The organism is Paenibacillus sp. ACRSA (assembly GCF_022346845.1).
Taxonomy (GTDB): Bacteria; Bacillota; Bacilli; order Paenibacillales; family Paenibacillaceae; genus Paenibacillus.
Genome location: NZ_JAKRNP010000014.1, coordinates 13,873 through 26,807, shown reverse-complemented (window position 1 = coordinate 26,807; position 12,935 = coordinate 13,873). Strand labels below are relative to the sequence as shown.

10 protein-coding genes are annotated in these 12,935 nt (G+C 45.7%); 3 read left to right on the top strand and 7 right to left on the bottom strand.

The features are described from left to right. Positions 1-9: 9 nt before the first annotated feature. From MH215_RS25150 to xylA, 3 genes are all read right to left on the bottom strand, one after another. Entirely contained in the window at positions 10-783 is a 774-nt protein-coding gene (locus MH215_RS25150) for a glycosyltransferase family 2 protein (RefSeq protein WP_239293787.1), read from the bottom strand. Positions 784-1,070: 287 nt separating this feature from the next. Further along, on the bottom strand, positions 1,071-2,564 hold the full coding sequence (xylB, locus tag MH215_RS25145; RefSeq protein WP_239293786.1) for a xylulokinase: 1,494 nt from the start codon (positions 2,562-2,564) through the stop codon (positions 1,071-1,073). 690 nt (positions 2,565-3,254) lie between these two features. Beyond that, the gene (gene xylA, locus MH215_RS25140) at positions 3,255-4,571 is read right to left on the bottom strand and encodes a xylose isomerase (protein WP_056693316.1); all 1,317 of its coding nucleotides are present in this window, start codon (positions 4,569-4,571) and stop codon (positions 3,255-3,257) included. Positions 4,572-4,772: 201 nt separating this feature from the next. Between xylA and MH215_RS25135 the strand changes: the two genes are divergently transcribed. Then, on the top strand, positions 4,773-5,939 hold the full coding sequence (locus MH215_RS25135) for an ROK family transcriptional regulator (RefSeq protein WP_239293785.1): 1,167 nt from the start codon (positions 4,773-4,775) through the stop codon (positions 5,937-5,939). A gap of 144 nt (positions 5,940-6,083) precedes the next feature. Beyond that, positions 6,084-6,281, top strand: coding sequence for a hypothetical protein (locus MH215_RS25130; RefSeq protein ID WP_056693310.1), 198 nt, complete (start codon positions 6,084-6,086; stop codon positions 6,279-6,281). 268 nt (positions 6,282-6,549) lie between these two features. Here MH215_RS25130 and MH215_RS25125 read toward each other — a convergent pair whose 3' ends face one another. Next, on the bottom strand, positions 6,550-6,780 hold the full coding sequence (locus MH215_RS25125; RefSeq protein WP_056693307.1) for a glutaredoxin family protein: 231 nt from the start codon (positions 6,778-6,780) through the stop codon (positions 6,550-6,552). Positions 6,781-6,862: 82 nt separating this feature from the next. Then, positions 6,863-7,804 (bottom strand): thioredoxin-disulfide reductase, encoded by a 942-nt coding sequence (trxB, locus tag MH215_RS25120; RefSeq protein ID WP_056693304.1) that lies wholly within the window; start codon positions 7,802-7,804, stop codon positions 6,863-6,865. Between the two features lie 254 nt (positions 7,805-8,058). Here trxB and MH215_RS25115 point away from each other — a divergent pair, with 254 nt between their 5' ends. Continuing rightward, entirely contained in the window at positions 8,059-8,790 is a 732-nt protein-coding gene (locus MH215_RS25115; protein ID WP_239293784.1) for a ZIP family metal transporter, read from the top strand. Positions 8,791-9,146: 356 nt separating this feature from the next. On the opposite strand, the gene MH215_RS25110 is transcribed toward MH215_RS25115, so the two are convergent. Together MH215_RS25110 and MH215_RS25105 are read right to left on the bottom strand one after the other, a co-directional pair. After that, positions 9,147-11,096, bottom strand: a complete 1,950-nt coding sequence (locus MH215_RS25110) for a heavy metal translocating P-type ATPase (RefSeq protein WP_239293783.1) — start codon at positions 11,094-11,096, stop codon at positions 9,147-9,149. Positions 11,097-11,508: 412 nt separating this feature from the next. Further along, positions 11,509-12,816, bottom strand: a complete 1,308-nt coding sequence (locus tag MH215_RS25105) for a homocysteine synthase (RefSeq protein WP_239293782.1) — start codon at positions 12,814-12,816, stop codon at positions 11,509-11,511. Positions 12,817-12,935: the final 119 nt, after the last annotated feature.

Genomic DNA, 12,935 nt, shown 5'->3' with positions numbered 1-12,935 from the left:
CCTCCTCCCTTATTCTAACCATGGCAGAAGTCTAGGCTCTGGATCCAAAATAGACTCATACTGTTCCTTCCACCCATATCTCGCATCCGAATCTAGTGCCTGATAGCGCTCCACCTTACGAATTCGGTCTTCTTCCCGTGCCCAGCCATAATGCTTCACCCGAGGTACATGACAAGCGTAGGAAAAATGCTGAATCGTTAGCGGGAAGCGGCCGCAATGCTGAGGTGTTTCTTTCCACTCATAATCCCAGTCATGACGATACCGAATAAGAAATGGACGATAGTACGCATGAGCCTGCCAATACTGATCTTCTCGATATGAAGTCTCGCTCCACATATCAAACAAGCGGAAGTAGATTGCATCCTCTTCTCCACTTAACAGTCGGTCGCGTATAACTCCAAAATCAGGTGTTAATATCTCATCAGCATCCAAATTCAGAATCCACTCTGGTTTGGTAGAGATGGTTGCCTGCCACTGCTGTTTCCGTAGACTGACTTCATCCGCAAACTGGGGTGTAGAATTCTCTACTAATACTAGCGGTATATCCTGGAGTATCTCCCGACACATCGCAACTGTCCCATCTGTACTGCCGTCATCAATGATAACTGCCCGATCAATCCAAGGCCGATGCGTCTCCAGTGCCTGCCTTAAATAACGATGCTCCTCATTACAAACAATCATCGATAAGGTCATATGCGGTCTACTATTGTCCTGATGCTCTGTCAAAGCTTCACCCCCACCCTTCAGATCGTGACCATGTATGTATGCCCATTCTTTAGACAATAGAACTGGGTCTAATCCTTAACGGGATGAATCATATATCAGGTAAACCATTCATGTTGTACACCATCCATTAATGCTCATTGGAACAAATCGTGCCCCTTTAGCTACTGTATGCGTAGGAGGATTAAGGTTATGTCAGGCATGCTCATTTCGTACATGTGCGGTGTGTACTACGCGTTTATGTGCTATGCGATTGGCAAGTGTATATGGCAAAAAAGCACCCGCTTTCGCGGATGCTTAGGATATCGAAAAGTATTAATGTATGAATTCACTCACTCATTTTTTGATTAGCGATATTGAGCCAAACGATCATTTAGACTGCGCGTCTGTCCATACACCTCTTGGTACAATGCGAATAACCCGTCATATACTGCAACTGTTTCTGGGTTAGGATCATAGGATTTCGCTGGACGAAGGAACGCTGTAGCACATGCTTGCAATGATGGGAACCAGCCACATCCATAAGCTGCCAACATCGCTGCTCCCATCGCTGGACCTTGTTCACTCTCCAACTTCACGATGGTTGCGTTGAAGATATCTGCTTGCATTTGCAGCCAAGCTTCATTCTTAGCACCACCGCCGATGGAGATAACTTCTGTCACGGTCTTACCAGACCCACGCAAAATATCAATGGATTCGCGAAGCGAGAACGTAATGCCTTCCATCACTGCGCGTCCAAAGTGCTCCAGCTTATGCCCAGCATCCATTCCAATAAAGCTACCACGAATGTTAGCATCAGGGTGTGGGGTACGCTCCCCTACAATGTACGGTGTAAACAATAAGCCTTGGCTTCCAGCTGGTACCTGATCAATGCCCTGTAAGAGCACATCAAATGATTTGTCCGCTGCAAATGTATCCTTAAACCAGGATAAGCTATATCCTGCTGCCAGGGTTACTCCCATAATATAGAAGGCATCCTTCTCACCATGGTTGAAAAAGTGAACTTTCCCTTCGAAATCGAGATCCTTGCGCTCCTCGTAGGACAGAATAACGCCAGATGTGCCAATACTGCACATGGTTTGCCCTTCACTCAGGATACCTGCACCAATCGCGCCACAGGCATTGTCAGCACCACCTGCAAATACTTTGGTTGCTGTTGCCAGACCCGTTTGATCCGCAATCTCTGGCAACAGTGTCCCCACTTCCTCGAAGGATTCCACAAGTCTTGGACAGAGTGAGATGGGCAGTTCAAACACTTCTGCAATCTCTTGGCTCCATTGCTTGCCTGCAACGTCAAGCAGCAACGTACCCGCTGCGTCGGAATAATCCATCGCGTAATCTCCGGTTAGGCGATAACGCACATAATCCTTCGGCAATAGGAATACAGCTGCTTGTTGCAACACCTCTGGCTCGTTTTCTTGAACCCACAAGATTTTAGGTAATGTAAATCCTTCAAGCGCACGATTTCGGGCGATGCTTAACAGCTTACCATCCAGCACCTTCTCGATGCGGCGGCACTGTGCCGTTGTGCGTGTATCATTCCATAGAATAGCATTGCGAAGTGGTTTGCCTGCGGCATCTACCAATACAAGTCCATGCATCTGTCCAGAGAAGCTCAAACCTTCAATTTCGGAAGGCTGTACGCCAGATACCTCCAACAATTTGCGAAGCGATACAATCGTCTGCTCTACCCAGTCCTCTGGATTCTGTTCGCTGTATCCAGCCTTAGGCTGGTAAAGCGGGTATGACTCAGATGCTTCAAATGCCACTTTACCTTCACGGTTAACCAGTACAGTCTTAACTGCGCTCGTTCCTAGATCGACACCAATTACGTAACTCATAAGTATACTCCTTTCGTTTGTAGCAGGATTGAATAAAAAAACTCGGGCATGTAAGGTCACTCCGTAATCAGAAGACCCTTGGATCGCCGTTATCCCTGAATTTCCTTGATTCCCTTTTGAAAAGGGAGAAATCCCAGGATAAATGCGCACGCTTCGCTTCCTAGGGTTCTTTCTGATCACTCCGTTTTGCATGCCCTTTCTACATTTCATTCAAACGGTACAACGTACTCGTTTTGGGCAGCTAGGACCCTCCAATGACATCACACCGTCATTGGTTGTGAACGATGTAAATCTTAGATGAGGCATGCAAGGTCACTCCGTGGCCAAAAGACCCTCCGACCGTCGTTATCCCCAGATTTTCTCATTCCCCCTTGTTCAAGGGTAAAATCCGGGAATAAAGCGCACGCTTCGCTTCTCCAGGTTCTTACTGTCCACTCCGTTCCGCATGCCCTTCCTACATTTCATTGTAAGATCGCCGTATGCTGTGCTGCTCACGTTTCAAAAAAAACCGTCCCCGCCTTCCCAGAGGAAAGCGGGGACGGTTTGAATGTCACGCTTATTCAACGTCCAGGGTGCAAGATGTTCCTGCACCGAGTAGGAAGAGGTATTCATGCTTTGCATTATGCTCGCTTATGATCTGGTCATAGGCAGAGCAACCAGAGCATGAATCCGCCTTGCTCTATGACTGTCTTAGTCAGCCAGGATGTATTGGTTGAGTTTTGCTCTCAGCAATTCCTGACGTCCGGATTGGTTTTTGCGTGGGCTTTCGTTGTTCAGTGCATACTCAGCAAGGGAAGCAAGTGTCGCTTTACCTTCAACCACTTCTGCACCAATGCCTTCGCTGAAGCTGCTGTAACGTTTTTCGATGAAGTCATCGAATACGCGATCTTCGATCAGTTTTGCAGCTACTTTCAGACCTTTTGCATACGTGTCCATACCAGCGATGTGTGCCAGGAACAGATCCTCAGGCTCGAAGGAACCACGACGAACTTTCGCGTCAAAGTTCACGCCACCACGGCCGATACCGCCGTTTTTCAATACTTCGTACATTGTCAATGTTGCATCGTACATGTCCACTGGGAACTCATCCGTATCCCAACCGATCAGCAGATCACCTTGGTTTGCATCCAGGGAACCGAGCATGCCGTTGATACGTGCTACGCGGATCTCATGATCAAACGTATGACCTGCCAGTGTAGCATGGTTCGCTTCCAGGTTCAGCTTGAACTGTTTGTCCAGATCATACTTTTGCAAGAATGCAATGGAAGTAGCTGCATCGAAGTCATATTGATGCTTCGTTGGCTCTTTTGGTTTAGGCTCGATCAGGAATTGAGCGTCGAAGCCGATTTCCTTCGCATAATCAACAGCCATGTGGAACATACGAGCAATGTTGTCTTGCTCCAGTTGCATGTCTGTATTCAGCAATGTGTCGTAACCTTCACGACCGCCCCAGAATACATAGTTTTCTGCACCCAGACGTTTACCAACTTCCAGACCTTTCTTGATCTGTGCAGCTGCATGAGCATATACATCAGCGTTACACGTGGAAGCTGCACCAAACATGAAGCGTGGGTTGGAGAACATGTTCGCCGTGTTCCAGAGCAGCTTTTTGCCGCTAGCTTTCATATGCTCTTCCAGCAGATCAACGATCGTATCGATGTTACTGTAGAATTCACGCAGTGTTGCACCTTCTGGAGCGATGTCCACATCGTGGAAACAGAAGTACGGCAGATTCATTTTTTCCATAAATTCAAAAGCCGCTTCAACGCGAACTTTCGCTTTATCCAGACCGGAGTAGCTATCCCAAGAACGAACAGCAGTCTCCGCACCAAACGGATCACTGCCGCCTGCAGTTAATGTATGCCAGTAAGCCATGCCGAAACGGAAGTGATCTTCCATCGTTTTGCCAGCAACAACTTCTTCTGGATTATAGTGTTTAAAAGAAAATGGATTCGTGGAATCTTTACCTTCGAATGCAATTTTATTAACGGATTCAAAATAGGCCATGTGTAAAATGCCTCCTCAATAGTTTTAAAGAAATCGTTTACACCGTTATCCTATCACATCGATTATACTTTGTCTATCCACTAAACAAAGTTAAATAAAAATGTTTTTTGCACGTTTGTTTACGCTATAATAGTCGAATAGCTTGCTATCGGATATCATTGCGAACTCTTTTAGCAGAGAGAATAGGAGTGCCTTGTTGATATGAAAATTACCGGAGACCAGATGCTGGTCAAAAAAATAAATAAATCGATCGTCCTCGATACTATTAGACGTCATGCCCCCCTCTCTCGTGCGCGATTATCCGAGGTTACAGGGCTTAACAAAGCCACCGTCTCTAATCTGGTCGCTGATTTAATCAATGACGAGTTAGTACAAGAGATCGGTCCAGGAGAGTCTAGTGGCGGACGAAAACCACTGATGCTGCTCTTTCGAGGTACAGCCGGCTATGCGGTTGGATTGGAACTCAGTGTCACTCATTTAAAAGGTGTACTTACGGATCTGGAAGGCCATATTATTACCGAATATGCCGTACAATTGGAGCAGCATGATGTATCGTCCGTATTTGAGCAGTTGAAGCTCGCGGCTGATTACTTAATCCAAACTGCACCGCCTTCACCTCATGGCGTAATTGGTATTGGCATCGGTGTGCCCGGCATGGTTGATGAGGAAGGTACTGTGCTATACGCACCCAATCTACAGTGGGAGAAAGTTCCCCTACGTGCCATGTTAGAGGAAGCTTTTCAACTACCTGTCACGATTGATAATGAGGCCAATGCTGGTGCTCATGGTGAACTGAATTTTGGCGCAGGTATCGGCGTTCGACATCTAATCTACATTAGCGCAGGCATCGGGATTGGTTCAGGCATTATGGTAGATGGCGAATTGTACAAAGGCGCTTGGGGTTATGCCGGAGAAACCGGTCATATGTCTATTGAATCTGAGGGAAGACCTTGCTCTTGTGGCAACCGCGGCTGCTGGGAGTTATATGCTTCGGAGAGAGCTTATGAACATCCCGATTATCAAGTACATTTGCCTGCACACACAACCCAAGAATTGATTGAATACGCCGCTCAAGGGCATGAAGCTGTATTGGCATTGTACGAAGGCATCGGTCGTAAATTAGGTATTGGCATTACTAATATCGTCAATAGCTTCAATCCAGAGCGTATCATTATTGGTGGAGGATTATCCAAAGCACGACCATGGATCGAAACGGCATTAAGACAAGTTGTTGAGGAGCGGACCCTGCCATATCATCGCCGCAGTTTGCAGATTGAATGGGCTGCTCTAGGTAGCCGTTCAACAAGAGTGGGTGCGGCTTACTCTGCTATTTCCCAATTTTTAGGTAGAATCAGAATATCCGTCTAATAACTAATGAAATTGACATCATTTCGCCCCATTTCCTCCCTTTTTGTTAAAGAAATCCAGGGGTATAATGAATATATGTGATTTTTGTCATGGCGACATGTACGTCGTTATGTTATTCCCTATAACGAAACGGAGTGAACACCTGTGACCTACGTAGATACCTCAGATATCTCGGCGCAAATGTTTGTCACCGTACTCCTGTTCCTGATCGTGCTTGCGCCAATGTTCAGCCTTGGCATACTCCGGTTATTTCAGAGCAAAAAAAAGGCTGGTTTCATGTACATGCTGTCAGGCTTAGTGGTGTATGTAATATTTCAGACCTTTATGAGTATCTTTTTCTAGATGAACAATAACTTGATGTAACACACGCAACGCAAAATCCTCTTCTGCAGTTATTCATAAGGCATGTGATCATGTCTCTGAATTGCTACTAGAAGGGGATTTTTCATGTAATCACCTGTTTAGAAGCAGAACGAACAAAAGAAGCCTTAATCCTAATCTGGACTAAGGCTTCTCTCGTATATTTATATTCAAACGGCTCGCGCGAACCGGAATAGCTATAGATTATCTTACGTCTTCCACCCTGTAACGCTCAGACGATTCGTCTGATTTATGCGTCCAATGCTTTAGCGAATTGTGTTTTGTTCATTCCCAGGATGCGATGTTCGCCGATAACAGTCAGTGGTACAGCACGTACGCCCATGTCCCATACTTGTTGTGCGAATTCATCGCTAGTTTCGATGTTACGCTCTTCATAAGCGATACCTTTATCAGCCAAGAAACTCTTAACCGATTTGCAGTTCGGGCAGTTAGTCGATGTGTATACAATTACGTTTTCCATGATCTATTCACCTCATATAGTTTAGTTATTTTTTATATTTATTGATCTAGCCATCTTGCTTCATACAGCATTCAGCAGATTCTTACAGAGAAACTGCAGTGTGCTCCAAGCTCTCGATATATTTCTCTGTATCCATTGCCGCCATACATCCACTTCCTGCTGCTGTAATGGCTTGTTTGTAACGAGTATCCTGTACATCTCCACAAGCGAATACACCTGGGATGTTCGTCTCGGAAGTGCCTGGTGTTGTCAAAATGTAACCATGCTCGTCAGTTGTGATCTGTCCACCCAAGAAGCCTGTGTTAGGCGTATGACCAATCGCTACGAATACACCGCTCGCAGGGATCACTTCTTCTTCACCTGTTGCGTTGTTCAGCACTTTCAGTCCAGTTACACCATTCTCACCAGCAAGTACTTCAAGCGGAGTACGATTCAAAGCCATCTCTACTTTTTCGTTGCTGCGTGCACGATCCTGCATGATTTTGGAGCCACGCAGTTCCTCACGACGGTGTACCAACGTTACTTTGGAGCCAAAACGGGACAGGAAGCTTGCTTCTTCGAGTGCGGAGTCACCGCCACCAATAACGATAATTTCTTTGTTACGGAAGAAGAATCCGTCACATGTTGCACAAGTACTTACACCACGTCCAACATTGGTTTCTTCACCAGGAATGCCAAGGTATTTAGCAGATGCGCCTGTAGACAAGATCAGCGTTTCCGATACGAGTTCTCCCATACCTTCAACTTGGATTTTGAATGGACGCTCGCTCATGTCGATGTTATTCACCCAGCCTGTGCGGAATTCTGCACCGAAGCGTTCTGCTTGTTTACGCATATTATCCATCAATTCAGGACCCATAATTCCATCAGGGAAACCTGGGAAGTTCTCAACTTCTGTTGTTGTTGTCAATTGACCACCAGGTTGTGGTCCTTCAATAACGAGTGGGCTCAAGTTGGCACGTGCCAGATAAATTGCTGCTGTCAATCCCGCAGGACCTGTTCCAATAATAATTGATTTATACATGTATAGTTCCTCCCCCGGTTTCTACAAAAAGGTTCGACTCTCCAGCATCAAAAGCAAACGCCTTTGCATACACTAAAAATGAGAGCCCAGATCATGTCCACATGACTGGACTGTTATGACAATTGCCCTATGCAGAAACGGAATTCTAATTTATAATCATTCTAATCTGTTGTTCATTATGATCTCTTTTGTGTAAGGTGTCAATGCTCTGCAGCGATTATGAAGAAGTCTTCATCAGGAGGGAAAATAGAAGCATGAACGAAGCACTCCTTGGCAGCTTTATTTCGGCCATGTCCACCGGCCTTGGCGCCATACCCATTTTATTTATGCGCAAAGTAACACATCGACTCCGTGATATTTTGCTGGCGTACGCAGCTGGTATAATGACCTCTGCCTCCGTCTACAATCTGATTCCTGAAGCACTTGGTCAATCGAACCTATTTGTACTGGCTGTGGGCATTATGCTCGGTAGTATGGTTTTACTCGTGTTAGAGATGAAGATTCCGCATGTGGATTTGGAAAATCCCGAGAAGATGCCATTCAAAATTGAAGCCAAAGCCTTCATGATTATCGCGGCGATTACGATGCATAACTTGCCGGAAGGACTCTCCGTTGGTGTTAGCTACGCCAGTGGTGATGCTGGTCTAGGTAACCTGATCGCGTTGTCCATTGGTTTGCAAAATGCACCTGAAGGGTTCCTTGTCGCCCTTTTCCTCGTTAATCAGAACATTGGTCGCTTCAAAGCACTGGGCATTGCTACTCTCACGGGAGCCGTTGAGATTATTACAGCAATGATCGGATATACGCTGAGCAGTCTGGTTGAAGGTCTTGTACCGTATGGTCTGGCTTTCGCAGCTGGAGCTATGATGTTCATTGTCTACAAAGAGTTAATTCCCGAAAGCCACGGGGATGGCAATGCAAGAGTCGCAACCGTCTCATTCCTACTCGGACTTATCACCATGATTGGTCTGACTGAACTTTTCTAGAGGTTGAGAACCAACCCTTTTGAACATGTACTTTTCTAGGAGATCACTTAATCCACCGAAAAAGCAAATCGCACGTTCCACACATAACACATTTCATAACGTATAACGTATATATGAGATCAAAAAAAGAGAACCCGATCCAACAGCTCACCGCTGCCGATTGGGTTCTCTTTTTGGCCATAAATGAAGATTCCATGAAATAGTTGGAATTCATTGTAAGTGACTATACGTTGCCGAATCAAGATTGAATAAATCGAATCAATTCCACATTGAATTTCTCTAATTCATCATAGAAGGCGCCAAGCTCCTTTCTCAAGTCCTCGTCTCGCAATGCAATTGCACTGTGAATCGTGACCTTAACGCAGCAATCTAAGACCATTTAAAATAACTAAAATCGTACTGCCTTCATGCCCCACAACGCCTAGAGGCAATGCTACATCTTGAAGGAAGTTTCCGGCAATTAATGCAAGGATAACGGTAATTGCAAACACCATATTCTGCTTAATAGTCCGCTGCGCACGTCGAGCTTGCACAATCACCCATGCAATTTCCTCGATACGATCATTCATCAACACAACATCAGCTACCTCTAGTGCCGTACCACTTCCGGATACCCCCATGCCCATTCCTACCGTCGCTGCGGCAAGTGCAGGGGCATCATTAACGCCATCGCCGACCATCAACACCTGGCCATATTGCTTGCGCAAAGCGTGTACCTGCTTCACCTTATCTTCGGGGAACAGATCCGCATAGACGATATCTACTCCAGTTTCACGTGCAATAACAGTAGCTGCCTCTGCACGATCACCTGTCAGCATCGCTACATGTACACCCATCGCTTTAAGCTTTCTTACAGCCGTTGCTGCCTGTGGACGAACCGTATCCCGCATCGCGATTAGCCCTACAATTTTTCCGTCTGCTGTCACCACAGATACCGTCTTGCCTTCACCCTCTAGACGAGCACGTTCATCATACCAACGGGTATCCGCATCTTTATCAATCTCATCTGTTTTCCCAATTCTCCAATGTACATCATTCACCGTACCTTCAATGCCCCAACCGGTTAGTGTCTGTACCTGCTCGGCTTGTGGAAGTTCAATGTGCTCAAGCATCGCCTGATCTACAATGGCGCGAGCGAGAGGATGCATCGAGAGATTCTCAATGCTTGCTACAGCAGCAAGCACTTGGGTACGATCATAAGCTTCTGCTGTTACGATGTCCGTGACCTGAGGCATGCCCATCGTTAATGTTCCTGTTTTATCAAAAGCAACCACTTGGGTCTGAGCCAGATTCTCCACATGTGCCCCACCCTTAAATAAAATTCCTCGACGGGCACTGCTGGACATTGCGGATAACATTACCGGCATAATGGAAGATACGAGTGCACAAGGAGACGCTACAACCAGAAACACCATCGCTTTATAAAAAGCATCCCCCCACGTCCAGCCAAACAATAACGGTGTTCCCCCGATAATCAATAATGTCACGAGCACAACGATGCGCGCATATATGCCTTCAAATCGTTCGATGAAACGTTGTGAATCAGGGACTTCCGCCTGCGCCTCCTCAACCAATCTAATAATTTTGCCAAAGAGTGAGCCCTCAGCTGACTTGGTAACTTCGACATATAATGCACCTTCACCGTTCATTGTCCCAGCGTACACCTCGTCACCAGCACCTTTATCCACTGGCAATGATTCCCCGGTAATTGATGATTGATTAATAAAAGAACTTCCGCGATACACAACCCCATCAGCAGGCACCATTTCTCCTGGTTTGACTAACAGCAGATCGCCAGGCTGTAGCTCATCAATCGCAACAAGATTCATCTGTCCTTCCTCAATACGGAGTGCTGTTTCAGGTTTCAACGCCAGTAAGGATGAGATATCCTTATGACTACGTTCTGTCGCATAACTTTCCAAGGCTCCACTAAGTGCAAAAATAAAGATTAGCATTGCTCCTTCATTCCAGTACCCAATCGCCGCAGCCCCAAGCGATGCTGCAATCATAAGTAAATTCACGTCCAGATCTCGATCCTTGATCAGAGTCTCTATTCCCTCTTTTGCCTTTGTCCAACCTCCCAAAGCATAAGCCACAATGTATATCATGATGGATAATGGCTGAGACCACGAAGCTGTACTCCAGGCAATTAACATCATGAGTCCACTGCCTAGTGCTGCCTGCATCTCCTTGTTGCGGAGCATCACTCGAAAGTTCGGCCTACGATCACGGTTTGGATTAGGCGTATTCGTTGAGCTCTTCTCTTCCTTAACTTGCTTGTGAGTGGGTTGATATATAGCTTGCATGTTCATCACTGTCCTTTCTGAATGTTGGAACGAATTATCTTGCTGATTTCGTATTCCAAAGATGCGTTGTATTGAGAATGAGATCCATTGTTAATGCCCTAAAAATGACACATGCTGCTGCGGGAATCCCGCAGCAGCATGGTGATCAAATGAGAATGATAATCATTTTTGTACTTATGCAATTATTTTTACCTCAACCAACTTTTAGTTATTATATGCCTGTAATTGAAATTTGTAAATGGGGATTCTCACAGTTGTTCCACGAAAAAAGCAAAAAGCCACTGATCCATAAGGATGGTGACTTAAGTTTGTTTTTTTGTCTTAGAGGTCAAATGAGACATATTAGTTTATCTGGCTTCCAGCAAATATCTTCTTCATATATTCAACACGAGCAGCTAAACTTCACACGAACTTATACACTAACGCTGGCTTGTTGACTTGCTTGGATTGCTTGCTCCAGATCATACAAGATATCTTGAATATTCTCCGTACCCACCGATAAACGAATCAGCTCTGGATTAACACCTGCTGCTGTCTGCTCATCTTCTGATAGTTGCTGATGTGTTGTACTTGCTGGGTGAATAATCAGAGACTTCGAGTCACCCACATTCGCAAGGTGAGAGAACAGCTTCACATTCTCGATCAGTTTACGTCCTGCATCTACCCCACCTTTGATACCAAAGGTTAAAATCGCGCCTTGACCTCTCGGGAGATACTTCTGTGCGAGTTCATACGATGCATGACTTGGCAGACCTGCATAGCTTACCCATAATACATCTTCATGTTTCTCTAGATATTCTGCAACCGCTAGTGCATTACTACTATGACGTTCCACACGTAGGTGAAGTGTCTCCAGTCCCTGCAGTAGCAGCCATGAGTTGAAAGGTGAGATCGTTGCACCGATGTCTCTTAACAACTGGACACGTGCTTTGATAATATAAGCGATTGGTCCAACAGCCTCCGTGTACACGACGCCATTGTAGCTGGAATCTGGCTCAGTTAGACCCGGGAACTTCCCACTTGCCTTCCAATCAAATTTTCCGCTGTCCACGATGACGCCACCAATAGAAGTACCATGTCCCCCAATGAATTTCGTAGCCGAATGCACAACAATATCTGCTCCATGCTCAATCGGTCGAAGCAGATATGGACTTGGGAACGTATTGTCTACGATCAACGGAATACCATGTTCATGAGCAATCGCCGCGACAGCTTCAATATCTAGCACATTCCCTTGAGGGTTACCAATCGTTTCAGCGAACAATGCCTTTGTTTTCTCCGTAATTGCTGCCCGGAAGTTCTCAGGGTCATTAGAATCCACGAATTTCACGTCGATTCCTAGCTTCGGCAGTGTTGTAGAGAATAAGTTGTACGTTCCTCCATAGAGACTTGCGGAGGACACAATCTCATCACCTGCGCCAGCAATATTGAGAAGTGAGAAGGTGATTGCCGCCTGACCTGAAGCTGTAGCCAAAGCTCCTGCTCCACCTTCCAGTGCTGCAATGCGTTGCTCAAATACATCCGTTGTTGGATTCATCAGACGTGTATAGATGTTGCCAAACTCTTTCAATCCAAACAAATTGGCAGCATGTTCAGTGTCACGGAAACCATAAGATGTTGTCTGATACAAAGGTACAGCACGTGCATGTGTTGTAGGGTCTATTTCCTGGCCTGCATGAATTGCCAATGTCTCAAATGAAAGCTCACGTTCGTTTGACATAAAATCTGTATCCTCCCTTAGGTATACGTCTCTGAATCTCTGGATGTACTCACTTGGTGGCGTATGTTTTCCATATTCTCTCACAAGATGTCGTATTTGAAAAGAATTATTTCCGATTT